Source organism: Caulobacter sp. X, from assembly GCF_002742635.1.
In the GTDB taxonomy this organism is placed as follows: domain Bacteria; phylum Pseudomonadota; class Alphaproteobacteria; order Caulobacterales; family Caulobacteraceae; genus Caulobacter.
The window spans coordinates 978,961-1,000,103 of the sequence record NZ_PEGF01000002.1 but is presented as its reverse complement, the minus strand read 5'-3'; the positions used below and the strand labels follow the sequence as shown (position 1 = coordinate 1,000,103).

Below are 21,143 nucleotides of genomic sequence, written 5' to 3'. Positions count from 1 at the left end.
ATCCCAACCCCGTCATCCGGAGTTTTCCCATGCGCCGCCTCGCGCCGCGCCTGCTCGCCTGCGCCCTTTTCGGGACCGGCGCGGCGCAGGCCACGCCGTTCACCGTCGACCAGTTGCTGAACCAGCAGCGGCTGGGAACGGTGAGCATCGACCCCTCCCAGCGCTGGCTGGTCGTCCCGACCACCGCCCCGTACCGGTCGGCGACCTCGTGGGCGCTGGAGTTCGACACGCCGATGACCATCACGCGGTTGTCGGTGGTCGACCTGCGGACCGATGGTCCGCCCCGCCCGTTGCTGGGCGAGGCCGACGGAGGCGCGGGCGATCGCCTCGGCGCCTATGGTTATACGCCGGGGCCCTTCGCGCCGTCGGGGGCGCGGATGGCGGTGATCCGGGCGCGCGGCGCCAGCCTCGAAGTCGGGATCGTCACCCTGGCGACGGGGGCGGTCATGTGGACGGGGCTTTTCCCGACTTCCGACGTCTGGGGTCGCTCCATGCAGTGGGCGGGCGAGGACCGGCTCGTCGTCCTGGCCAAGGACCCGGACGCCCCGGCGATGGGCGCGCTCACCGGCGCCCAGACGCAAGACCGCCTGATCGACAAATGGCGGGAAACGCAAAACGGCCGCCCCGGCGTGACCCTGCTCGGGGCCGGCCGCTATCTTGAGCGCACGCCCTCGGCCGCGCCGGGACGGTTGGTGGCGGTCGACGCGACCACCGGCCAGGGCCGCGTTCTGGCGCAAGGGGCGTTCATCGACCTGGAGGTAGCGCCGGGCGGGCGACGGGCGGCCATGCTCGTCGAGGCCGAGACCCTGCATCCGGATCCCTCGCGCCCGGCCTACACCACCGATCCTTACCGGCGCCGGCGGGTCGTGGTGGTCGATCTGACCAGCGGCGCGACCTGGTCGCCGTGCCCGACCTGCGAGGTCGCCACCGATCTCCTGGCCTGGTCGCCGAGCGGCCTGCAACTGCTCGTCTTCGCCAAGCCCGACGCGAGCGACTGGACGGCGGCGCGCTACTGGCGCCTGAACGCCGCGGCCCAGCGCGCGCAGCCCCTGGAGAATCCGGCCGCCCAGACCAGCGCCGCGACCACGCGCTACGGCTCTCGCGTGCCGCGCGCCGACTGGATGGGCGAGGATCCGCTGATCCTGGCGCGGGCGCCGGGCGCGTCGGCGGGACAGACCGACTGGCTGCGCTGGACGGCGGAGGGCCCCCGTCCCCTGACCCTGGGCCTGCCGCCGGGTCCGCGCACGCTGGAAGCGACGTCCTCGAACGCCATCATCGTCTCCCAGGCCGGCAAGCTCTGGCGGATCGACGGTCAGGGCCGGGCCAAGCTGCTGGGAAGCGGCGCCAGCATTCCTGGTCCCGGCGCGACGGGGGGCGAGCGCCTGGCGTTCAACAACCGCCCCGCCGTCGAGGCCCTGGCCTTGGCTTTGCCGGCCCCGGACGGCCAGGACCTCGGCCAAGTGCGCGACCATCGCCTGCGGCGCCTGGGTCTGACCACCGCGCCAGGCGAGAGCGTGCTGGCCGCGGCCGGACAGGCCGGCGCGGTGGCGAGCCTCGGCCGTGACGCGCATGGCGTCGAACGCGTGGTCCTGCGCCGCCGCGATCGTTCGCCCCAGACCGTGGCCACCTTGAACGTCCAGTTGGCGCAGGTGGATTTCGCGCGGCCGCTGGCGATCAGGCACCAGGGTCCGCGCGGCCAGGCCCTGACCAGCTGGCTCTATCTGCCGCCCGATCTGCCGACCGGCCGCAAGGCGCCGCTGGTGACGATCCCGTATCTGGGCCGCGACTATCCCGGCCCGCCGGCCAGCCAGAGCGCCCCGGCCCGGCAGGTGTTCCTCAACGCCCAGATCCTGGCGGGCGCCGGTTACGCGGTTCTGCTGCCCAGCCTGCCGATCGATCCGGATCGTGAGCCGGCCCAGGGCCTGGCCGACCAAATCCTGAACGTCGTCGATGCGGCGGCGGCCCAGGAACCGGCGATCGACGCCGGCCGCCTGGCCCTGATGGGCCACAGCTACGGGGGCTACACCGTGCTGACCGCCGCGACCCAGAGCCCGCGCTTCAAGGCCGTGGTCGCCAGCGCCTTCTCCGCCGACCTGATCGGCCACTACACCCGCAAGAGCTTGTCGGCGACGGTGCTGCCCGAGGCCGGGGTGAGCCTGATGGGCGACGCCGGCTGGGCCGAGCTGGGCCAGGGACGGATGGGCGCGCCGCCCTGGCGCGATCCGCAACGCTACCTGCGCAATAGCCCCGTCCTCTTCGCCGACAAGATCACCGCGCCGGTCATGTTGATCATGGGCGACCTCGACGGCGATCCGGCCCAGGCCCTGACCATGTTCGGGGCGCTCTTCCGGCAGGACAAGGATGCGATGCTGCTGACCTATCATGGCGAAGGCCACGTCGTGCTGACGCCCGGCAACATCGCCGACGAGTATCGCCGCGTGCTCGACTTCCTGAACGAACGGATCGGCGACGGCGCGACCAGTCCGAACGCCGGCGGCGCACCGGCTAGACCGTCGTGATCTTCCGTTCCCACGCCCGGACCCAGGCTTCGACCGTCGCGGCCAGCATCACCTCGCCCACGCAATCGCGCCAGATCATCGGCTCGCGATGCAGCAGGGGTTCGAGCCGGTCGCTGTCGATCAGGCCCTTGGCCGCCAGCCGCCCGTCGAGCAGGAACGGCCGCAGGGCAGGCAGGCTGGCGGCCAGGCTCTTGGAGAAGAACACCGTGACGTCGCCCTTGGAGCGGCGCTTCAGGCTCTCGGGCGGCAGGCGATCGGCGAAGGCCGCTCGGGCGAACGGCCGGTCGACCGCGCCGAGCGCCAGGATCGGCGCGGGGATGGAAAGGCACGCCTCGATGATCGGCTGGGCCATCAGGGGATGGATCAGGTCGGCGGCCCGGCCTCGCAGACTGTCGCCGTAGGCGGTTTGGATGTTGGTCAGGCCGCGGATCTGGATGCGCTTGGCCGGACTGACGCCGCGATGGTCAGCCACCCAGGGATGCGGCGGCGGCAAGGCCACGCCGTCGGCCAGGAAGCTCGGCGGCGGGATCCCCGGGGACAAGCGCGCCAAGGGCTGCATCGCGCGCGCCATCAATGACCACACCGTGGTGCGGGTGCGCCGGGCCAGCATGGCCAGGGACGCCGCGCGACCAGCCGGCGTGGGGCGTCCCTGGAGGATGTCGGCCGCCAGGGCCGGATGTCCCATCTGGTAGAAGACGCCGTCCCCGCCCTGTCCCGTGAACAACGCCTGCGCCCCGACCTTGCGCAACTGCTCGGCCAGGTCACGATCGAGGTCGGGGTCCTGGGCGTTGAGGCCCGGCCGACCGGCGCCGGCGGTCTGATCCAGCACGGCCCCGTCCACCGCCATCAGGCCCCGCAAACTGGTCACCAACGGAAAGCCGAAGCGATCGGCGATGCGCTGGGCCCAGGCCCGCTCGTCGCCTTCGCGCTGCGGCCAGTAGGCGTTGATCGCCGCGACCACCGGCGCGCCGCAGCGGGTGAGGCTGGCGGCGACGATCGCCGAATCCAGGCCGCCGGAGATTTCCAGCAGGATGGAGGAACGATCCTTGGCCAGGGCCGCCACGCAGGCGTCGACCAGATCGGCCAGGCCCTTGGGATCGAGCCAGGTTCGAGATGGCCGCGCGTGATCGGCCGGTCGCCACAGCCGGGTCGCCTGGCTCGCGTCCCAGCCCGCCCGCATCGTGCCGGGGCCGATGGCGACCACGCCCGCCAAGGGGCAGATCTCGCTCCAGAGATTGCCGCGGGCCAGGAGGTCGCCGACCTTGGTCCAGTCGACCGCCAGCCCCTCGGGCGCGCACGGGCCCTGAGCGGGCGGGATCGAGGCGATGAACGTCACCTCGTCGCGAACCCAGGTCAGGCAGTCCAGCGCCCCGGTCGGATCGCGCAACAGCGTGGGCGGCGCATCGCCCGCCTTGAGGATCGCCACGTAGCGCCCCCAGGCATGGCGGATCAGGAGCCGCGCGGCGTCGGCAGGCGCCACGCCGACCATCAGGTGAAGCGGGAAATCCTGCGCGCGGCCCTCGCGGGTCGCGGCGGTGTCGAAGAGGTCGCCGATCACGGCCCCGCCCTGGTTTGGCACGGCCCGGACGACCGGCGGGCGGGCGCCGCGGACGTAGACGGCGATCTCGTGGGCGCGATGGGCCAGGGTCCAGTCCCCCTCGGCCTCGATCGCGGCGCGCTTGGCCTCGGCCGCCTGGCTCGGCACGCCTCGGGGCCAGACCATGGCGAGATACTCGCCCATCAGACCGCCAGGATCGGGGTGTAGGCGATGAGGCGTTCGACATCGTCGTCCAGCGCCACCGGCCCGGACTGCAGCCAGCAGTGAGCCATGAACGGCCAGGTCCGCACGCCAATCACCCAGTCGGCGTCGAGCCCGAGGCGCCGCAGATAGCCCAGGAGCTGATAACTGCGCTTGAGGCAGGCGCCGCCGACCGGCGACCAGGGCCGCAGGACCGCGAAGACGGCGGCGGCGTCCAGCACGGCTTCATGGTGGGCGGCGTCGTGCGACGTCGCGCCGGGCTGGCGGCCGCGCCGCGCGCGCTCCAGGATCCGCGCGAAGTCGAGGCGACGGAAATCGCGCGCCGCCGCGCCGCTGGCGAGCAGGCCGGCGGCGATTTCGCGCGGGCGTGGACGGCGGGCGGCGCCGCGCAGATCGAGGGTGGGTTTGAGCGGGATCGCCCGGACCGCCAGCCTGGGCGTGTGCGTCACCAGGCCCGCCTCGATCAAGGTCTGGGCGGACGTCTCGTCGCGCGGGCTCACCGCGCCGCCGTCGTCCAACGCCACCAGCAAGCTGGCCTGGACGAGGCAGAGGTAGGCGTCGGCGGCGACATCGAGAAAGACGATGTCCTCGTCGATCGCCGCAGCATGAACATCGCGGGCCAACCACAGCGCCATCGCGGCCTCCCAGCCGATTGCCCTGTCGCGCGGCGCGGCGGCCGCGCGGCAGGACCGATCGCTCAGAACCAAGCGAGCTGGGGTTGCATCGGCTCGCGCAGGCCCTCGTCGTCGACCGAGCGGGTCAGATCGAGCGCGCCGCCGAGGCGGATCACCCGAAGGGTCGTGGTGGAGTTGGACATGGTTTTGACTTTCGCTGTGGGGCCGCATCAAAGACGCGGCGGCGTTACGGATCTCGCCGGCAGGAACGCCGACGAGGCGATGGGCGGCGCGACCGGGCGCGTCGCCGCGGCCGGGTCAGACGAAGTAGTACTGGCTGCTGCCGGCTTCCTTGATCGTGCCCTCCTCGATGGACAGGGTCAGGGCCTTGGCGGCGCCCAGGCGCAGCAGGATGAGACGGGGGGTAATGGAGGTCATGGCAGGCTCCTTTTTCGAAACGCCGCCGATCGCGGCCTCTCAAGCCAGCGCCCCGCCTGTTTGATATTCAAACGATATCCGGTCGATATTTTCCGCCCCCAGCCAGGCGGGCGATGGCGTGGGCGGCGCCCATCCGCCGACGGTGGTGTGAGCGCACCGCACTCCTCAGCGCCGCCCCGTTACCGGTCTCGAAAGCCGACACGACGCCCAGGGCCTCGGCCGACAGATCGGCGAACAGTTGGGCCTCGATCGGCTGGAATGGCGCCAGCCGTTCGGCGGTGCGCTGATAGGCCTGGGCGAGCATCAGGTCGTCTGCCCCCAGCACAATTTCGAGGAACAGCGCCTCGAGGATCGCGGCGGGGTCATGGGCGGGCTCGGCGAGATCGGCGGCGAAGCGAAAGGGCGCGCGGGGCGGCCATTGACGATGCTTGGCGCGCCGCTCGGCGTCCGGCGCCAGGGCCGCGGCCAGATAGAGCAGGCGCAGGTGGTAGAGTTCGGCCAAGGCCGGGCCGTCGAGGTGGGGCCGGGTGTAGGCCGGTCCCCGTTTCTCGACGAGATCTTCGCCCGCCAATCGCGATAGCGCCTCGCGCACCGGTGTCGAGGACAGGCGCAGCTCCGCCGCGATCAGGTTGATGGGCAGGGCCGCGCCGGGCGCGTCCACGCCCAGGCGAAGACGACGTCGCAAAGCGGCCAGCGCCAGGCCGAAGGAGTCGCGCGATGGAGGCAAGGTCTTGGTCCGCGATGCCGCCTCGCCAGTTTCAACTCTGACGGCGACGGGTCGACCCTTCGACGCGGGCGAACACGTCGGCGAGCGCATTTCTCGGCGACTTCCAGCGTTTGACGCCGTTTTTCGACGTCGGGCCGCCCTCTGGTTCGCCGCCGAACCGCCAGTCTGCATGAACCGTGCAGGAATCCGGTACGGCCTTCCGGAAAATTCGCACGGACACGGATGAACACGCTTGGTGGTCGGCCAGGCGACATTAAATGTGGCCCAACAGCCCGGAATACGTAGGGTTGTGCTTTGACCATGGGTTCGCGTGAGGACTCATGTCTGTAGCCAGTGTCGAGTACAGCTTTGGTCAAACGCGCATCCGAGGACCTGGAGCGTCAGCGCCAGCTCCTGTCAAAGACCCTGAAACTGATCCGCGGCTTGCGCCACATGAGCGCCCGCGCGGTCGCCGACGCCATGGGCATGCCGCTGCGCAGCTATTACAGCTTCGAAGCTGGCCAGGGTCCGCTGGACATCGCCAAGATCTGGCGGTTCGGCGAGGCCACCGACAGCGATCCGGCCGGCATCATGGACACGCTGATGCTCGGCTCGCCTGACCACGCCCTGCGCAGCATGGACAATAAGATCGTCTCCATTCAATTGGCCTCGTTCCGTCGGTTCAGCGACAAGGTCGGAGACCGGATGACCCACATCGGCCCGGCCATCCTGATCGAGGCGTTCAAGCGCCCGTTCGACAGTCTCGAGGATCATCTGGACAAGCGGGACGAGAACACCGAGCGCTGGTTGGCGGAGAATCTGCCAAGGATGCTGCCACCGGACGAATAGTCCTGGCCCGCCGCTGGCGGGGAACGTCGAGGATTGGTGGGCCGCGCCAGATCGCATCGACGGCGATGTCGACCGCGTCCGGATCGACCGGCGCCCGCAAGCCCCAGTGCCCGGGCAGGGTCTCCATCGCGCCAGCTCGCAGGCGCGCATAGTCCGCGCGGTAGCGAGGATTTCGTCGCAGGAACTCCCAGGCCAGACGCGCCAGGCACAGGGCGACGCCGGCTGGTTCCACGGATTCCGGGACGAGCGGGGGCGGGACGGCGGCGACGAGGGGCTTGGCCATGGCTTTATTGAAGCGCCTGATCCGCTCGCCCCGGAATCACCGGCGCCGCGAGGCTCGGCGGTCGCGCCGGAAAATTGGCGCCGTCGTGCGGTCCGCGCCGAATTCCCGTCCACGCCTACCGGTTTCCTGCACGACGTCTACCAAAGCCGGCACAGGCCGTGCAGATCTCCCGTCAGCGCACACGATGTCCCCAGGAAAGATCCGGACAGCAGCAGCATGACCGCGCTCCCGCCTCTCCAGCCGGCGGAGCGCCAGACCTCGACGGTCTTGGGCGGATCGGTGCGGGCCGGCCGCAGGCCGCAGAGCGCGCGGTAGCCGCCCGCGACGAGATCCTCGGCGGCGCGCAGCAAGCGCTGGACGCGCATGCGCATATAGTCGGATCGGCCGCCCCAATCCTCGTGAACCCGGGCCTCCCCGAACAGCAGCATGGCGATGTCGCGCTGGCTGGCCCCCGCGCGCCGGGCGTCGTGCGCCCGAAGCATTTGAACCCAGCGCGTGGCCTTCGAGCGCGAACCTCGTCCAACCGATGACAGTCGTCCGGTGTCGCGCAACGCGATCAGCGAACGCAGGCCGTCCATCGACGCCACGCCGACGCTATAGGCGGGCAGATGGAACCGGCAACGCACGGGTCCGGCCAGGACGTCGCCGTCGGCCACGGCGAAGCGAAGACGCCGCGCGCCGTCGCTGACCATCACGTGTTGATGGCCATCCTGCGTGCGCACCACGATGACGGCCAAGTCGAGCCCGCGCAGATCGAGGGCGTCTGGATCCTCGACCATCGCCGGTGTCAGGCTCAGCACCGGCACCGAACTGTCGGCTTGCCAGCGCCAAAGCACCGTAGGAACCGGGTCGGCGCCTGGGCCTTCGCCCACGAAACAGAGACCCGGGACGACGCCGGCCAGATCCTGCGCCTCGGCCACGGCCTGTCGTCGCCCAAATTCCCAGGCCCACACCGACGGGTCGGCCGCGAGCAGGGGGCGATAGGCCTCTTGGGACCTCCAGGGCGGCAATGGCGTCCGATCCGCCGACATGGCGACCCGCTCATCATGGCGCAGGACTAAAAGTCTGGCCAAAGGTCCAAGGGCTGTCGAGGGGCGGCCGGCGTCGGCGCCGGTTGCGCCTGGGCGGAAGCCGGGTCATTCATCGCCGGGTTGGACGGCCCCGACACGCTGTGGCGGGACCGTCCAGACGAAGACGAAGACCAGACGGAGGACGCGCATGGCGCCCGTGCTCGATCCTGAGATCGCCGACCTGGCGCCCTGGTCCGAGAGCCTGACGGACTACGACCTACAGCATCTGGTCGTCTACCTGCGCCTGCTCGACGCCCGCCGGGACGAGGCTGACTGGCGCGAAGTCGCGCTCTTGGTGCTGCACCGCGACGCCGCCCAGGATGAGGCCTCGGCCCGCGCCTGCTGGGAGACGCACTTGAAGCGGGCCGAGTGGATGACGACGACCGGCTACAAGGACCTCCTCACGGCCAAGACGGGCCAAGCCTAGTGGAGGCGCTAGGCGCCGCCCTCTGTTCGGAAGCGCGCCTTGGCCGGATAAACGACCCCCACGCCGACGTCGCTGGTTGAGGTCCGGGCGCCGAGCGCGACCCATGTCTGCAGATCCGCGATGCGGTAAACGACCCTGCCGCCGAGCTTCGAATAGGCTGGCCCCGTTCGGTAGGAGCGATGCTTTTCCATGGTCCTTGGCGAGAGGCTGACGAAGCGCGCCGCCTCCTTCGTGTAGAGCAGCCGGGGTGGCGGGAGCAGTTCATAGTGCGTGTGGGACTCGTGACTGGCGAACCGGAAGCGGCTCGTCTTGCAAGACATCTGGCGACGGCCGTTACCCTACCGGCCGCCCGCCACGATCTGACTCCGCCCGCCCTCGTATCGCCAACTCCGCTTTTCGTACGCGCTGGGCGCTATCGACATCGCCTGGTCCCGGTCTTGCCCCGGGCCGGGTTGCTTGAACGCCCCGCCGCGCCAAGGTGAAGGCCCATGAGCCCACGTGAATGGACGGCCCCGATCCGGTGGGCGCCGGCGCGGGCGCCGGGAGCCGACCTCATGGCCGACGAGAAGTTCCTGACCACCGAGGAGGTCGCCGAGCGCTATCGCGGCGAGGTCTCGATCGGCACCCTCGAAAATTGGCGCGCCCAACGCATCGGCCCTCCCTTTGTCAAAATCGGCAAGGCCGTGCTCTATCCGATCGAGGAATTGGACGCCTGGGACCGGCGGAATCTCGTCAGCTGCGACGACGCCAAGGTCGTGGGACGCCGCCGCCTGCGATCCGATGGCGAACCCCTCCCATTTCGCTAGCATCGGGACCACCGGCCTTGAGGCGGGCCGTTCGACGAGGCTGACGGGCGGCGGCGGACGTGGTCAACGACGGCGCGTCCGCGCGCGCGGTTGATGTGGATCATTGTCTTTGCGGCGGACGGCGCTGAAGATGGTGTTTCAGATGCAGCGCTCTGGGCTTCCTGGAGCTGACACCGATCGGTCCAGAGATGCAGAACCGCGGGACGTCACTTGATCATCCGACTTCGCGCCGCGGTCTGCGAGGCTGCGCGGTCGCCTTGATCGGCCTGTGTGGGGCCTATCAGGTCTGGCTCGGGACCTATTTCAAAGGCCGCCGGTCCTTGCGGAGGACCTGCGCTTCTTCGGCGTCGGACACGACGCGCTCAGGGCCGCCCAGCCCCGCCTCGAACCATGGTTGCACCTGGTGTTCACGGTGCTCGGCGGACAGATGGCGGCCGTCGGCGTGCTCGTGATCGGCGCGAGCGTTCGGCTCGGCCACCGGAAAGCCAGCCGCAGCGAGCTTGCCCTGTTGGCCGTGGCCGGCACCCTGTCGGTCGGAACGATGGCCGCGGTGAATTTCGCCTTGGGATCGGACTTTCGCTGGCTGCTGATCATGCCGGCCGGACTGTGGCTTCTTAGTCTTGTGCTGGCGCTGGGCGGCCCGCCAGGGCCTGCATGGGCGGAGGACCGTCATGCCCGATGACAGCGGCGCCAGAGGCGATCTTGACGCGGTGCTGAACAGGGATTGCTTTTGCATCACATTGGATGGCGCCGGCCTGCGGGCGGCGATCGAGGCGCAAACGCGCGACGCGGACCTTCTCGCCGCGCTGCTGTCGGCCAGGCCCCACCTTTTCTCCCAAGGCCCGGTGTTCCTCTCCAGCCGCGACCTGTCGGCCATGGCCGATGTTGTCGCCGCCATCGAGGCGGCCGCGCAGAGCCCGGCCTATCAGGCGACGGTTCTGGAGTGGGCTCCCGACATCGCCCGTGCGGATTTGGGTCCGCGCGGCGTCTTCATGGGCTACGACTTTCACCTGGGCCCAGATGGCCCCAGGCTCATCGAGGTCAACACCAACGCCGGCGGCGCCTTCCTCAACGCCTTCCTCGCGCGGGCGCAGACCGCCTGCTGCCGTGAAGCCGAGGCGGCGTTGGGCGCGCCCCTGCTCGCCCAATTCGAGCCCGCGGTCTGGCGCATGTTCCTCACCGAATGGCGCCTGCAAGGGCGGCTAAGCCCGCCGCGGACCATCGCCCTGGTCGATGATGGCCCCCAGGACCAGTACCTCTACCCCGAGTTTCTCATCGCCCAGCGTTTCTTTGAACGGCAAGGCTTGAAGGCCTGGATCCTCGACCCGGCCCAACTGCGCTTCGCCGAGGGCGGGTTGCGGCACGAAGGGGAGACGATCGACATCGTTTATAATCGCCTGGTCGATTTCTCGCTCGAGGCCGCCGAGCATAGGGCCCTGCGGGAGGCTTATCTGGCCGGGGCGGTCGTGGTCACGCCCAATCCGCGCAACCACGCCCTGTTCGCCGACAAGCGCAACCTGGCCCTGTTGTCCGATCCGTCAGCCGCCGCGCGTTGGGGACTATCGCCGGATCAACAGAACAGCCTTACGGCCGTTCCGCCGACCACCCTGGTCACCGCCCAGAACGCCGAAGGGCTGTGGACCAGGCGCAAGGGGCTGTTCTTCAAGCCCGCCGGCGGTCATGGCGGCAAGGCGGTCTATCGCGGCGACAAGCTGACCCAGCGCGTCTGGTCGCAGATCCAGCAGGGCGGCTACATCGCCCAGGGGCTGGCCCCGCCCAGCGAGCGCCGGATCCGGATTGACGGCGAGATTCAGAGCCTGAAGCTCGACGTGCGCCTCTACACCTATCGCGGCGCGCCGCTGCTGCTCGCCGCCCGCGTCTATCAGGGCCAGACGACCAATTTTCGGACCCCCGGCGGGGGCTTCGCGCCGGTCTTCGTCCTCGATGCCTTGGACTAGCGCATCTTGGGACGCGCCGCCGCGACACTCGCCGGGCGGTCGGCTGGCGCCGAAAAGTGCTCGGCGGCGTCGCGCGCCATCCGGCCCACGCACCAGCGCGCATAGGCGGGGGCCGTCAGGAGCCCAAGCAGGCGGCCGGCTTGGCCCTTGGGAAGCGCGTAGCGGATCCAGACTCGCAGCTTCGAACCGTTGGGCGTGGGCGAGCGATCAAGGCCCATCTTGTCGGCTTAAAGGATGAGCAGGCGGGTGGCGCCGGTGGTTCGCCAGGCCTTGGGACGGTGCGGATCGCGTTTGGTCACGACCTCGTCGACCGCCAGAGAAAGGCCGATCTTAGCAATTCATGAAATCGCAAAATCCAACTATTATTCTCTATACGGGATACCAATAGCTAATTCTCAGAAAAATATCGCAACATCAATAATGCTCAGTATTGAATAACAATCTGACGGACTTTATAAGATATTTGTTGGCTTTCATGCAAAATACGAACCTGGCTAGCGCAATCACTTTCCGCCACGCTTGCCTTTAAAGTATTTCACAGCGTCAGCCGTCGTGCCGCCAAGGCACCAACGCCCGTAGAACCTCCCCAATAGCAAGCCGAGCCATCGGCGCGGCCCGGTTGGAAGATCGTAGTCGATCCAAACCGTGAGGCGAGAGCCCAAGGCTGTGGGCGTTATGTCGAACCCCATGCGATAGCCCGATAGAATGACGAGCTGTGAAGCGCCCGCCGTTTCCCACTGTTTTGAATGGGGTCGGTCCCGGGCCGTGACCACCTCGTCGACAAACAAGCGCAATCCCAAAGCCGAGCCGTCCATTCGAATATGGGAGCCCACGACCTGGCCGCGCCCTTCGTCGAAGTCGTACGACATCCGGCCGCCGGCCATCATCATGGACGACTTGGTCATATGGGCGGCCAGACGGGTCTGATCGTCGAGGTGGTCAAACACCTCGTCGGGCGTGGCGGTCAGGTCCACCGTCTGGCTTAATTGGCTGCCCATACGACCCAAGCCTTCTGCGTCCTACTTCTTCTCGCCCGCCATCTTCGCGGCGCAGGTCTTATGCATCTGCTCCATTTCGGCCTTGGTCAGGGCCTTGCCGTTTGGCCAGGTCGGAGCGCCGGTCTTGTCGCGCCCATGATCATGCGGCGCCGTGCGGTCCATGGCCTTGCCCATGACCGACTTGCACATTTCGTGCGTCGGCGCGTCGGCGGCAGCTGGACGGGTCGCGGTCTGTTGCTGCTGGGCAAAAGCCGTTCCCGAGACGGTCAGGACGAGTATCGAGGCGATAGCGAGCGCGCGCATGGCGTTCCTCCGTTGCAAGTGTGTTCCATGATGCGCGCCGCCCCGACCATCGCCTTGATCCGGATCAATGCCCAAATCCCCGCCTTGCCTAGTCTGGACGGAAAATCGGTGGAGCACGGCCGATGCCGTTGAACCTTACAAACCGCGCCCTCGCCTTGGCCGCGCTGTCGTCCGGCCTTGTTCTGTCCTTCTTCGTCCTGCGCGAACACTGGGCTCACGCCCTGGGCCTGGCGCCCTATCTGCTCCTGCTGGCCTGTCCCCTGATGCACCTGTTCCATCACGGTCATGGCGGTCATCGCCACGGCCGCGACGGACCTGCCCAGGCGCCGCCCCCAAAGCCGACGCCTGAGGGCCGCGTGGCATTGGGCGATGAACGGCTTGAGGCGTTTTGAGGGATCGGGCCGCGTCCCGCGTAGACACGTAGGACAAAGTCGCCCTTCAACAGGACCCGCCCCATGACCTATCGCGCTTTCCTCGCCACCGCCGTTCTGTCGGCCTCGATCCTGGCCGGCGGCCAGGCCAGCGCCCACGCCAAGCTGGTGGCCTCCGATCCGGCGGCAAACGCCACGGTCGCCGCGCCCAAGACCATCCGCCTGACCTTCAATGAAAAGCTCGCCCCGGCCTTCTCGAGCTTCGAGCTGGCCATGGCCGACGGCATGAAGGCGCCGGTCAAGACCAGCGTCTCGGCCGATCGCAAGACCATCACCGGCGCGCCCAAGGGCCGGCTGATGGCGGGCGCCTACAAGCTCACCTGGCACGCGGCTGCGGCCGACGACGGCCACCGCATGGACGGGACCTTGACCTTCACGGTGAAATAGACGGTGGAGACCGCGGTCGTCCTTGTTCGCTGGGTGCAATATGTGACGAGCTTCGCCCTGGCGGGCGGCGCGCTCTTCGCGCTCTACGCTCTGCCGGCCGCCGGCCCGTCCAGCGCCGCGGCGCTAGGTTGGCCGCGCCGGCTCCTGGCGGGCTGCGCCGCCCTGCTGGTCCTGGCCAGCCTTCTGGGTCTCGTGCTGCAAACCGCCGTGGTCGCCGGGTCGCTTACCGCGGCGCTGGATCCCTCGACCTTGGCCTCGGTGGTCAGCGAGATGGCGATGGGCGCGGCCTCGCTCGCGCGGGCCATGGCCGCGGTCGTGGCGCTGGCTGTGCTTATGCTCGCGCGGCCCGGCCGGGCCGCCTGGATCGCCGCGTCAGCGCTCGGCGCCGTCGCAGCGGCGAGCATGGCCTGGATGGGCCATGGCGCGGCCACCGAGGGTCCGGGCGGGGGCCTGCACCTGGCGGCCGACATCGCCCACCTGGCGGCGGCCGCCGTGTGGGTCGGCGCCCTGGTGTTCTTTCTGGGGCTGGCCGGGGTCAGTCGGCGTGACGCGCGACAGGCGCCGACCTTCCATGCCGCCCTGGCGGGTTTCTCGGGCATCGGCTCGGGCGTCGTCGCCGTGCTGGTCGCCAGCGGCCTGATCAACAGCTGGTTCCTCGTCGGGCCCATGGGCGTTGCGGCCCTGGTCCGCACGCCCTACGGGCTTCTTCTGCTTCTCAAGCTCGTTCTCTTCGGCGCCATGGTCGTGCTGGCCGCCGCCAACCGGTTTCGCCTGACCCCGGCCCTGCGCGAAGCCCTGGTCGAGCCGGCGCCGCCCAGCACGGCGGTCAAGGCGCTGCGCCGCAGTCTCGTGCTGGAACTGAGCGCGGCGATGGCGCTCGTCGCCGTGGTCGCCTGGCTAGGGCGTCTCGCGCCGATCAGCGCGCAATAGCCGCAACGTTCAGAGCACCGGTTCGTGCGCCGGCTCGGGCGTGGGGCGCCGCGCGAAGGGATCGCGCGCCCGCAACCAGTTACGCGCAGGCCGTTCGACAAGATGGTAGGCGACCATCGCGGCCAGCTGACAGGCCACGAACGCTCCTGCCCAGGCCAAGGCGATCCCGGCGCCGGACAGGTCTGGCGCCAGCCTTTCCAGAGCGTGGAAATAGACGATGTCGGCCGGAAGGTGGACCATGTAGAGGCTGTAGGAGACCTCGCCGAGATAGACGAGCGCCGGCGCCGACATCGCGCCTGGCTTCGCGGCCTTGGACGTCTCGGCCAGGCAGAAGATCAGCATAGCCAGACCCGGCCAGATATAGAGATCGCTCAGTCGCAGGTTGGCGGCGATCGCCACCCAGACCGTCGCGGCGAGCGCGCCGAATCCGGCCATGCCGGCCGGCAGGCTCAGGCTCGATCCCAAGCGATGCAGGGCCGCGCCCATCAGGAAGGCCGGGATGATCCGCAAGGCGCCGATCTGGGCGCTCATGTCGGTGAACAGCACCCCGCGCCCCTGGGCCGTCAGGAACATGGCGACGAACAGGGCGAGCACGGCGAGGACGAAGAGGCGTGGCCAACGCCTCAGCGACACCGAGGCGATGGCCGCGACCGGAAAGCCGAGGTAGGCGAACCACTCAGCCGAGATCGACCAGGAGGGGAAGTTCCATTGCACGGTGGGCGTCGTGCCCCAGGCATGCACTAGCAACAGGTGCTGGGGGAGCATGCGCGGGTCGAACGCCTGGGGATCGAAGCGGACGCCCAGCTTCAAGGCCGCGAGCCAGATGGCGATCGTCGCGGCCAGGGTGACCAGATGGACGGGATAGACGCGCCAGGCGCGCCCAAAGGAAGGAGCCGTAGTTGAACCGTCGCTCGGCCCAGGCCCGCGTATAGACGTGGCTGAGGATGAAACCCGACAGGATGAAGAAGAGGTCGACGCCGAGGTAGCCCTTGGCGGCCAGGCCAAAGCGCTCGAGACCAAGGTCCAGGTGGTTGCGGAAATGATAGACGAGCACCCACAGCGCCGCGCAGATGCGCAACGACGTGAGCGGACGGATGTCCGACGGATACATGGCCCCTCCCCCGAGGCAATGGTTGGAGCCGGCGAGCGCCGGCCCGATGGGCGCTAGAGCGCGGTCAGGCCGACGATGGTCTGGCCCCGCAGCTTGAAGCGCACCTTGGTCCCGACGCTCAGGCCCTTCAGGAGGGTCGGATCAGCGACCTTGAAGGCCATGGTCATCGGCGGCCACTTCAGCGCCGGGATCGCTTCATGGGCCAGAGTGATCTTGGCGGCCTTGGCGTCGATGGCGCGCACGACGCCGACCGCCTCGACCGGCGCGCTCGCCTCAACCGCATGCGCCGCAGGGTCCATAGCGCTCATCTGGGCGGCCGCCGGCTGGGCCAGCAGGGTCAGGGCGTTCGCAAGAGCGATGGACAGCATCTTCATGGAAGCCTCGCTAGGATCGATGGTCAAAACCAGGCCCTCAGGCCGAGCACGAAACTGGTCTCGGTGACCTCGTCGCCGCGCAGCCGGGCGAAGTCCGCGGCGCGCCCGAACCGCTTGGATAGGGCGACGCCGACATATGGCGCGAATTGGCGCCGAACCTCATAGCGAAGGCGCAATCCGAGCTCGCCGCTCGAGAGCCCCGAACCGATCGCCGCTTCGGGGATGTCTTGGGCGGCGAAGTTGAGTTCGGTGCGCGGCTGCAGGATCAGGCGCTGGGTGAGGCGCCAGTCGATCGCCCCTTCGGCGCGCGCGAGGACATCGCCCTTGCTGGAAACGAACACCGCTCCGCCCGCCTCGATCCAGTAGGGCAACAGGGTTTCGAACCCGACGGCGGCATAGGTGCGCGACTTGGGCTCGACATCCTGGCGCAAGCCCACCTGCAAGTCGGTATAGAGCGCCACGGGCCTGGAATAGAGCGCCTGCACCTCGCTGGCCTGAACGCCGTGACGGCCGCCCTCGCCCTCGGATTTGATCACCAGGCGATTGAGGTCGCCGCCGAACCAAGCCTCGCCGTCCCAGTGATAGCCGTTGCCCCCGGCCTGGGCGCGGTATTCCAGGAGGTTGGCCATCACCTGCGAGACCTGGGCGCCGCCATGCTCCTGCCGGAGCACGGCGCGAGCCCGGTCCATGGCGGCCGGATCGAAGACCCTGTCGGCCAGATGGTCGGTGGGCGGCGCCGGCGGAGCTGTTTCGTGATCGGGCAAGGGCGGCGGTCCCATCGCTTCGGCCGGGCGTTCCGATTGACCGGAGACAGCCAGGCCGGGCATGGCGCCCATGTCGTGGCCGGCGTGGGGGTCGGTCGCCGGCGCGACCTGCGTCTGAGGCATGGCCATGGCCGGCATGGCGCCCATGTCGTGTCCGGCATGGGGGTCGGCGGCTGGAGGCGGGGCCGCCGGCGCAGGCTTGGAACTGGGCGCGGCTGGCGCGCCGGCGTGGCCGGCGTGCTGGGCCAGGGCCGGCGCGGCCCACAGGACCGGCAAGAGGGCGATCAGCGAGGCCTTCATCGCGCGCCCTCCGCGGGGGTGTCGCGCACGCTGAAGACCTGAAACATCCCCGCGTGCATGTGATAGAGCATGTGGCAGTGGAAGGCCCAGTCGCCGGTCTCGGCGGTGAAGTCGAAGCTGACGCGGCCGCCGGGCAGGACGATGACGGTGTGCTTGCGCGGCATGTGGCCCGCCGGTCCGAAGGCCAGTTCGAAGAAGTGGCCGTGCAGGTGGATGGGGTGGGCCATCATGGTGTCGTTGACCAGGGTGACCCGGACCCGCTCGCCGTGGCGGAAGGCGTAGGGCGGCGGCCTATCGCTGAACTTGCGCCCGTCAAACCCCCACATGAACCGCTCCATGTTGCCGGTCAGGTGAATCTCGAGGGATCGCTCCGGGGCGCGCGGGTCGGGATTCGGCTCGAGGGCCACCAGGTCGCGATAGACCAAGACCCGGTGGCCGACGCTTTCGAGGCCCTGGCCAGGCTCGCCGGTGCGATCCATCGGCATCGGCGCGATCGACTGCACGCCCGGACCGAGCCTGACCTGAGGCGCGTTGTCCGGATTGCGCATGGACATGTCCATGCCGCCCTTGTCCATCTTGCCCATAACGTCGCTTCCGCGCTGGCGCGGCGGCGCCATGCCGGGCGCGGGGGTCGCGGCCTTGGCGCCCATGGCCGCGTGATCCATGCCGGACATGTCCGTGGAGCCATGGTCCATGCCCCCCATGTCCATTCCCTCCATATCCATGCCCATGTCGCGCATGGTGGTCAGCGGCCGCTCGCGCGGCGGCGGGACCTCGGCGCTCATGCCCAGCCGCGGCGCCAGGGTGGCGCGGCCCAACCCAGAGCGGTCGACCGACTCCGACACGATCGTGAAGGCCTTGTCTTCGGCGGGCTGGACGATCACGTCATAGGTCTCGGCGTTGCCGATCTGGAACTCGTCGACCTCGACGGGCCGCACGTGCTGGCCGTCGGCGGCGACCACGGTCATGCGCAGCCCCGGGATGCGGACGTTGAAGACCGACTGGGCCGCGGCGTTGATGAACCGCAGGCGCACGCGCTCGCCGGGCGCGAACAGCGCCGTCCAGTTGTCCGCGGGGCCATGGCCATTGACCAGGAAGGTGTAGGCCGCGCCGGTGACGTCGGAGATGTCGGTCGGGTCCATCAGCATCTTGGCCCAGTCCAGGCGCTCGGCCAGGGTCTGGTCCTTGCCGGCCAGAAGCCCAGCGAGGGTCTGGCGCTGGTAGTTGAATGCGCCGCTCTGCTGCTTGAGCTTCTTGAAGATCTGGTGCGGGTGCAGGCGGCTGAAGTCCGACAGCACCACGACGTGCTCGCGGTCGAAGGCCACCGGATCAGGACCGACCGGATCGATGATAATGGGCCCATAGTGGCCCATCTGCTCCTGCAGGCCCGAATGGCTGTGGTACCAATAGGTGCCCGCCTGGCGGACCTGGAATTCGTAGGTGAAGGTCTCGCCGGGCTTGACGCCCGGGAAGCTGACGCCGGGCACGCCGTCCATCTGGAAGGGCACGAGCAGGCCGTGCCAGTGGATCGAGGTGTCCTCGTCGAGCGTGTTGGTCACCGACAGGCGGACATGCTGGCCTTCCTTCAGCCGGATCAGCGGGCCAGGAACCGTGCCGTTGATCGTCACGGCGTGGCCGGCCTTGCCGTCGACCGTGATCGGCGTGTGGCCGATGGTCAGCTTGATGTCCTCGCCCGAAAGGGCGGCCGGCGCGCGGCCGGGATCGCCCGCCGCGCGCGCCCAGGACGGCAGCAGGCTCGCCAGGGTGGCGCCGCCGCCGAGGACGGCGAGCGATTGGAGAAAACGACGGCGATCGAAAGCCGCGCTGGATCGAAGTATGACAGCCCTTTGACGATGACGCGCCGGCGGCAGGCCGTGAGGGACGGCCGCGACGCGATCTATAGGTGGCTACGCGCCAAACCGTCGCCCCCCTCGCCGGCGGGCGAAAAAAGTCAGGGATCGACCAGCCAGTCGGCCAGCCGCTTGCGGGCGCGATAGGCGCGCATCTCGATGGTCTTGACGCTGACGCCCAGGACCGCCGCGGCGTCCTGTTGTGAATAGCCTTCCAGATAGGTGAGGATCAGCGGCTCCTTGAGCTGGTCGGGCAGGCGCGCGATCGCCGCCTCCAGGCGCGACAGTTGTTCGGCGCGCAGACTCGCCGCCTCGGGGCCCGGCGCGGGGTCGGCGGGATCGGGCGCGCCTGGCGCGTCGATCGACCGCTCGCCCAGGATCAGCCGCCGAACCAGCAGGCGACGCCCCGGTCGCGGCACTTGTTCAGGACGATGGCCCGCATCCAGGCGCCGAACGGCCGGGTCGGATCATAGCGATCCAGCGCCTTCCAGGCGGCCACGAAGCTTTCCTGCACCACCTCGTGGGCGGCTTCGGAGTCGCCGACATGGCGCCGGGCGAAGGCGTGCAAGGCGCCCTTGTGACGCCGCATCAGCGTGCTGAAGGCGCGCTCGTCGCCGCGCGCCGCGCGCCTGGCCAGCGCGCCGTCCTCGTCCTCGCCAAGGCCGGCGGTCACGGCGTCTCGTTCGTGAGCGCCTCGCTGACGCGGCGGTCGAATTTGGCCGCCTGCTCGGGGGTCAGCACCTTACGCATCGCCAGGACGTGCTGGACCGTCTCCAGCTGCAGCGCCCCCATGGCGACATGGAAACGCTCGACCGCGGCCTCGACCTCGGGCCCGTATTCGTGGCGCGCCTGGATGGCGGCGGCCAGTTGGGCGTTGGCCGCGCGCAGCTCGGCCTCCCGGGCGCGGCGACGCACGGCGAAATCCTGTTCGAGCGCCTCGAGCCGGCGATCCTGATCCGGGCTGAGCTTCAGCTCGTGGTGAACCATCTCGTGCAGCGACTGGGCGTGATGCATCGGCAAGAACCGGCCCGAGCCGAGCCAGCCGCCGGCGATCCCGGCCAGCAGCGCCAGGACGACGGTCAGGGCCGCCCCGCGCGAGATCCGGCGCATGTCAGCGCCCGCCGAGCAGGGTCGACGGCGCCAGGTGCGCGTCGACCGAAAACGCCGAGATCTCGGAGGGGGCGCGCGCGGCGGCGTTGGCCGCGAGACTGCCGCCGACCATGCCCAGGCCCAGGGCCGCCACCACCGAGGCCGCGCGCAGCGGCACGAGCGCGTTCGCCGCGCGCCGGCCGTCGCGCCAGCTGTCGATCCTGGCCCACACCTGGCCTTCCAGGCCGGGCAGCTGGGCGTGCGGCTGGCCCCGCAACGCCTCGAAAAGTTCGTCGAGCTGGTCGCTCATCGTCGATCCCCTGACTCTGCACGCCTACATACGCGGCCCGCGGTCCAACCCCTCACCTCAGGCGCGACGCGCCCCCGGGCCGGCCGTGCGTCCGGCGCACGACGCGGAGAAAAACCATATGCTGAAAACGTCCGCACGGATCCACAGGTGTTGGGCCGCTGGCGACGCTCGGGTGCGGGTGAAAGCCACGCACGCCCCGGCCCCGCATGGCGATCGCCCCCCGGGGGGACGCGCCCGCGCCCAGGACGGCCGAGGTTCGGAGCGGCGCGATCGCCGCCGCGGCCTGGCGCCCCGTCGCGCGAGACGAGGGCCAAAACCTGCGCTTCGGAATCTACGTATTCCGACCCGGGACGTAGGACCCTAGTCCTGGACTCGAAGAACAACTTCTTCCCGTCGAAGATCAAACGGCGGCGCATCTACTCATCTTCAAACCTATTCATCTAAGGAGTCAAAGATGATCAAGACGTCCGTCATCGCCGGCTTGGCCGGCATCGCGATGCTCGTTGCAACGCCGGTTCTGGCGCAAGGGAGCGGCCACACCTTCTTCATGAAGGGCTCGATCGTCGCGAACGACAGCAACGGCACCGTGATCTGCATCGGCAAGGCGGACGGCGCCGAGGTCGGCCAGACCCTGGAAGTCTACCGCGTCAAGCAGCTGCCGGGGCCCAACAAGGCCCCGCCGTCCTATCGGCGCGACCTCGTCGGGCACGTGAAGATCGACCACGTCTTCGACGACCACTTCGCCCATGTCACGGTCGCCGACGGTACGCCGGCCAAGCACGACATCGTCGAGCTGCGCAAGAACTGAGCGGGCGATCGGTTCGCCAGCGGCGGGATGGCCCACGCCGTCTCGCCGGAGCGACCGGC

The 21,143-nt window shown here is 69.4% G+C and carries 28 protein-coding genes and 1 pseudogene; 10 read left to right on the top strand and 19 right to left on the bottom strand.

All coding sequences use genetic code 11. The features are described 5' to 3' along the window. Window positions 1-29: 29 nt before the first annotated feature. Window positions 30-2,519 carry a prolyl oligopeptidase family serine peptidase gene (locus CSW60_RS17010; RefSeq protein ID WP_099538413.1) on the top strand — a complete coding sequence of 830 codons (2,490 nt, stop codon included), beginning with the start codon at window positions 30-32 and terminating at the stop codon, window positions 2,517-2,519. Here the strand turns inward: CSW60_RS17010 and CSW60_RS17005 are convergent. The 5 genes from CSW60_RS17005 to CSW60_RS16990 all read right to left on the bottom strand — a co-directional run bounded on the left by CSW60_RS17005 (window position 2,506) and on the right by CSW60_RS16990 (window position 6,057). After that, window positions 2,506-4,263 (bottom strand): lasso peptide isopeptide bond-forming cyclase, encoded by a 1,758-nt coding sequence (locus tag CSW60_RS17005; RefSeq protein ID WP_066685995.1) that lies wholly within the window; start codon window positions 4,261-4,263, stop codon window positions 2,506-2,508. The genes CSW60_RS17010 and CSW60_RS17005 overlap by 14 nt on opposite strands. Next, window positions 4,260-4,913: a lasso peptide biosynthesis B2 protein gene (locus tag CSW60_RS17000; RefSeq protein WP_201723078.1), complete on the bottom strand. Its 654-nt coding sequence runs from the start codon at window positions 4,911-4,913 to the stop codon at window positions 4,260-4,262. The genes CSW60_RS17005 and CSW60_RS17000 overlap by 4 nt, the downstream gene beginning before the upstream one ends. Before the next feature lie 62 nt (window positions 4,914-4,975). Beyond that, window positions 4,976-5,095: a hypothetical protein gene (locus CSW60_RS23215; protein WP_137803582.1), complete on the bottom strand. Its 120-nt coding sequence runs from the start codon at window positions 5,093-5,095 to the stop codon at window positions 4,976-4,978. A 115-nt stretch (window positions 5,096-5,210) separates the two neighbouring features. Further along, window positions 5,211-5,330, bottom strand: a complete 120-nt coding sequence (locus CSW60_RS16995; RefSeq protein WP_082769428.1) for a hypothetical protein — start codon at window positions 5,328-5,330, stop codon at window positions 5,211-5,213. A 67-nt stretch (window positions 5,331-5,397) separates the two neighbouring features. Next, complete coding sequence (locus CSW60_RS16990) at window positions 5,398-6,057, bottom strand: GntR family transcriptional regulator (protein WP_236634306.1); 660 nt, start codon at window positions 6,055-6,057, stop codon at window positions 5,398-5,400. A gap of 348 nt (window positions 6,058-6,405) precedes the next feature. Here CSW60_RS16990 and CSW60_RS16985 point away from each other — a divergent pair, with 348 nt between their 5' ends. Beyond that, window positions 6,406-6,885 carry a helix-turn-helix transcriptional regulator gene (locus CSW60_RS16985; RefSeq protein ID WP_066685886.1) on the top strand — a complete coding sequence of 160 codons (480 nt, stop codon included), beginning with the start codon at window positions 6,406-6,408 and terminating at the stop codon, window positions 6,883-6,885. Here CSW60_RS16985 and CSW60_RS24435 read toward each other — a convergent pair. Both CSW60_RS24435 and CSW60_RS16980 read right to left on the bottom strand, forming a co-directional pair. After that, the gene (locus CSW60_RS24435) at window positions 6,779-7,168 is read right to left on the bottom strand and encodes a transcriptional regulator domain-containing protein (protein ID WP_365874468.1); all 390 of its coding nucleotides are present in this window, start codon (window positions 7,166-7,168) and stop codon (window positions 6,779-6,781) included. The genes CSW60_RS16985 and CSW60_RS24435 overlap by 107 nt on opposite strands. A 137-nt stretch (window positions 7,169-7,305) precedes the next feature. Then, window positions 7,306-8,312, bottom strand: a pseudogene (locus tag CSW60_RS16980) (DUF2285 domain-containing protein). 74 nt (window positions 8,313-8,386) lie between these two features. Between CSW60_RS16980 and CSW60_RS16975 the strand changes: the two are divergent. After that, complete coding sequence (locus tag CSW60_RS16975) at window positions 8,387-8,665, top strand: DNA -binding domain-containing protein (protein WP_066685885.1); 279 nt, start codon at window positions 8,387-8,389, stop codon at window positions 8,663-8,665. Between the two features lie 8 nt (window positions 8,666-8,673). Here the strand turns inward: CSW60_RS16975 and CSW60_RS16970 are convergent, their stop codons facing one another. After that, window positions 8,674-8,985: an AlpA family transcriptional regulator gene (locus CSW60_RS16970; RefSeq protein WP_231732078.1), complete on the bottom strand. Its 312-nt coding sequence runs from the start codon at window positions 8,983-8,985 to the stop codon at window positions 8,674-8,676. Window positions 8,986-9,219: 234 nt separating this feature from the next. On the opposite strand from CSW60_RS16970, the gene CSW60_RS16965 reads away from it, so the two are divergent. The 3 genes from CSW60_RS16965 (at window position 9,220) to CSW60_RS16955 (ending at window position 11,429) form a co-directional block, all read left to right on the top strand. Continuing rightward, a complete protein-coding gene (locus CSW60_RS16965) occupies window positions 9,220-9,471 on the top strand; it encodes an AlpA family transcriptional regulator (RefSeq protein WP_066685884.1) in 252 nt (83 codons plus the stop codon). Window positions 9,472-9,865: 394 nt separating this feature from the next. Beyond that, entirely contained in the window at window positions 9,866-10,153 is a 288-nt protein-coding gene (locus CSW60_RS16960) for a hypothetical protein (RefSeq protein ID WP_137803584.1), read from the top strand. Continuing rightward, window positions 10,143-11,429, top strand: coding sequence for a hypothetical protein (locus CSW60_RS16955; RefSeq protein ID WP_066685881.1), 1,287 nt, complete (start codon window positions 10,143-10,145; stop codon window positions 11,427-11,429). The genes CSW60_RS16960 and CSW60_RS16955 overlap by 11 nt, the downstream gene beginning before the upstream one ends. Here the strand turns inward: CSW60_RS16955 and CSW60_RS16950 are convergent. From CSW60_RS16950 to CSW60_RS16940, 3 genes are all read right to left on the bottom strand, one after another. Then, window positions 11,426-11,647 carry a hypothetical protein gene (locus tag CSW60_RS16950; protein ID WP_062098090.1) on the bottom strand — a complete coding sequence of 74 codons (222 nt, stop codon included), beginning with the start codon at window positions 11,645-11,647 and terminating at the stop codon, window positions 11,426-11,428. The two genes, CSW60_RS16955 and CSW60_RS16950, sit on opposite strands and share 4 nt — an antisense overlap. Window positions 11,648-11,932: 285 nt before the next feature. Continuing rightward, on the bottom strand, window positions 11,933-12,403 hold the full coding sequence (locus CSW60_RS16945) for an SRPBCC family protein (protein WP_231732076.1): 471 nt from the start codon (window positions 12,401-12,403) through the stop codon (window positions 11,933-11,935). Between the two features lie 45 nt (window positions 12,404-12,448). Further along, the gene (locus CSW60_RS16940; RefSeq protein ID WP_062098094.1) at window positions 12,449-12,730 is read right to left on the bottom strand and encodes a hypothetical protein; all 282 of its coding nucleotides are present in this window, start codon (window positions 12,728-12,730) and stop codon (window positions 12,449-12,451) included. A gap of 122 nt (window positions 12,731-12,852) precedes the next feature. On the opposite strand from CSW60_RS16940, the gene CSW60_RS16935 reads away from it, so the two are divergent. The 3 genes from CSW60_RS16935 (at window position 12,853) to copD (ending at window position 14,478) form a co-directional block, all read left to right on the top strand. Further along, entirely contained in the window at window positions 12,853-13,122 is a 270-nt protein-coding gene (locus CSW60_RS16935; protein WP_062098096.1) for a DUF2933 domain-containing protein, read from the top strand. Between the two features lie 63 nt (window positions 13,123-13,185). Next, entirely contained in the window at window positions 13,186-13,548 is a 363-nt protein-coding gene (gene copC, locus CSW60_RS16930; protein ID WP_062098099.1) for a copper homeostasis periplasmic binding protein CopC, read from the top strand. 3 nt (window positions 13,549-13,551) lie between these two features. Further along, window positions 13,552-14,478: a copper homeostasis membrane protein CopD gene (copD, locus tag CSW60_RS16925; protein WP_062098101.1), complete on the top strand. Its 927-nt coding sequence runs from the start codon at window positions 13,552-13,554 to the stop codon at window positions 14,476-14,478. A 9-nt stretch (window positions 14,479-14,487) separates the two neighbouring features. On the opposite strand, the gene CSW60_RS16920 is transcribed toward copD, so the two are convergent. The 8 genes from CSW60_RS16920 to CSW60_RS16890 all read right to left on the bottom strand — a co-directional run bounded on the left by CSW60_RS16920 (window position 14,488) and on the right by CSW60_RS16890 (window position 20,276). Continuing rightward, window positions 14,488-15,483 carry an acyltransferase gene (locus tag CSW60_RS16920; protein ID WP_161495656.1) on the bottom strand — a complete coding sequence of 332 codons (996 nt, stop codon included), beginning with the start codon at window positions 15,481-15,483 and terminating at the stop codon, window positions 14,488-14,490. A 159-nt stretch (window positions 15,484-15,642) separates the two neighbouring features. Further along, on the bottom strand, window positions 15,643-15,963 hold the full coding sequence (locus tag CSW60_RS16915; RefSeq protein ID WP_099538410.1) for a copper-binding protein: 321 nt from the start codon (window positions 15,961-15,963) through the stop codon (window positions 15,643-15,645). A gap of 23 nt (window positions 15,964-15,986) precedes the next feature. Continuing rightward, window positions 15,987-17,027 carry a copper resistance protein B gene (locus CSW60_RS16910; protein WP_062098110.1) on the bottom strand — a complete coding sequence of 347 codons (1,041 nt, stop codon included), beginning with the start codon at window positions 17,025-17,027 and terminating at the stop codon, window positions 15,987-15,989. After that, window positions 17,024-18,865, bottom strand: a complete 1,842-nt coding sequence (locus tag CSW60_RS16905) for a copper resistance system multicopper oxidase (protein ID WP_062098112.1) — start codon at window positions 18,863-18,865, stop codon at window positions 17,024-17,026. The genes CSW60_RS16910 and CSW60_RS16905 overlap by 4 nt, the downstream gene beginning before the upstream one ends. Window positions 18,866-18,978: 113 nt before the next feature. Then, window positions 18,979-19,296 (bottom strand): sigma-70 family RNA polymerase sigma factor, encoded by a 318-nt coding sequence (locus tag CSW60_RS24430; protein WP_349290483.1) that lies wholly within the window; start codon window positions 19,294-19,296, stop codon window positions 18,979-18,981. Continuing rightward, window positions 19,257-19,550: an RNA polymerase sigma factor gene (locus CSW60_RS24425; protein WP_349290484.1), complete on the bottom strand. Its 294-nt coding sequence runs from the start codon at window positions 19,548-19,550 to the stop codon at window positions 19,257-19,259. The genes CSW60_RS24430 and CSW60_RS24425 overlap by 40 nt, the downstream gene beginning before the upstream one ends. Continuing rightward, a complete protein-coding gene (locus tag CSW60_RS16895) occupies window positions 19,547-19,987 on the bottom strand; it encodes a periplasmic heavy metal sensor (RefSeq protein ID WP_062098114.1) in 441 nt (146 codons plus the stop codon). Before CSW60_RS16895 ends, CSW60_RS24425 begins: the two co-directional genes overlap by 4 nt. A 1-nt stretch (window position 19,988) precedes the next feature. Then, window positions 19,989-20,276, bottom strand: a complete 288-nt coding sequence (locus tag CSW60_RS16890; protein WP_062098116.1) for a hypothetical protein — start codon at window positions 20,274-20,276, stop codon at window positions 19,989-19,991. Between the two features lie 454 nt (window positions 20,277-20,730). Between CSW60_RS16890 and CSW60_RS16885 the strand changes: the two genes are divergently transcribed. Further along, a complete protein-coding gene (locus CSW60_RS16885; RefSeq protein ID WP_062098118.1) occupies window positions 20,731-21,084 on the top strand; it encodes a hypothetical protein in 354 nt (117 codons plus the stop codon). Window positions 21,085-21,143 lie beyond the last annotated feature (59 nt).

Bases quoted from the DNA above. Each gene is read 5' to 3' on its own strand.
- CSW60_RS17010 (WP_099538413.1), top strand. From the start codon at position 30: ATGCGCCGCCTCGCGCCGCGCCTGCTCGCCTGCGCCCTTTTCGGGACC.
- CSW60_RS17000 (WP_201723078.1), bottom strand. From the start codon at position 4,913: ATGGCGCTGTGGTTGGCCCGCGATGTTCATGCTGCGGCGATCGACGAG.
- CSW60_RS23215 (WP_137803582.1), bottom strand. From the start codon at position 5,095: ATGTCCAACTCCACCACGACCCTTCGGGTGATCCGCCTCGGCGGCGCG.
- CSW60_RS16995 (WP_082769428.1), bottom strand. From the start codon at position 5,330: ATGACCTCCATTACCCCCCGTCTCATCCTGCTGCGCCTGGGCGCCGCC.
- CSW60_RS24435 (WP_365874468.1), bottom strand. From the start codon at position 7,168: ATGGCCAAGCCCCTCGTCGCCGCCGTCCCGCCCCCGCTCGTCCCGGAA.
- CSW60_RS16975 (WP_066685885.1), top strand. From the start codon at position 8,387: ATGGCGCCCGTGCTCGATCCTGAGATCGCCGACCTGGCGCCCTGGTCC.
- CSW60_RS16970 (WP_231732078.1), bottom strand. From the start codon at position 8,985: ATGTCTTGCAAGACGAGCCGCTTCCGGTTCGCCAGTCACGAGTCCCAC.
- CSW60_RS16965 (WP_066685884.1), top strand. From the start codon at position 9,220: ATGGCCGACGAGAAGTTCCTGACCACCGAGGAGGTCGCCGAGCGCTAT.
- CSW60_RS16955 (WP_066685881.1), top strand. From the start codon at position 10,143: ATGCCCGATGACAGCGGCGCCAGAGGCGATCTTGACGCGGTGCTGAAC.
- CSW60_RS16950 (WP_062098090.1), bottom strand. From the start codon at position 11,647: ATGGGCCTTGATCGCTCGCCCACGCCCAACGGTTCGAAGCTGCGAGTC.
- CSW60_RS16940 (WP_062098094.1), bottom strand. From the start codon at position 12,730: ATGCGCGCGCTCGCTATCGCCTCGATACTCGTCCTGACCGTCTCGGGA.
- CSW60_RS16935 (WP_062098096.1), top strand. From the start codon at position 12,853: ATGCCGTTGAACCTTACAAACCGCGCCCTCGCCTTGGCCGCGCTGTCG.
- copC (WP_062098099.1), top strand. From the start codon at position 13,186: ATGACCTATCGCGCTTTCCTCGCCACCGCCGTTCTGTCGGCCTCGATC.
- CSW60_RS16915 (WP_099538410.1), bottom strand. From the start codon at position 15,963: ATGAAGATGCTGTCCATCGCTCTTGCGAACGCCCTGACCCTGCTGGCC.
- CSW60_RS16910 (WP_062098110.1), bottom strand. From the start codon at position 17,027: ATGAAGGCCTCGCTGATCGCCCTCTTGCCGGTCCTGTGGGCCGCGCCG.
- CSW60_RS16895 (WP_062098114.1), bottom strand. From the start codon at position 19,987: ATGCGCCGGATCTCGCGCGGGGCGGCCCTGACCGTCGTCCTGGCGCTG.
- CSW60_RS16890 (WP_062098116.1), bottom strand. From the start codon at position 20,276: ATGAGCGACCAGCTCGACGAACTTTTCGAGGCGTTGCGGGGCCAGCCG.
- CSW60_RS16885 (WP_062098118.1), top strand. From the start codon at position 20,731: ATGATCAAGACGTCCGTCATCGCCGGCTTGGCCGGCATCGCGATGCTC.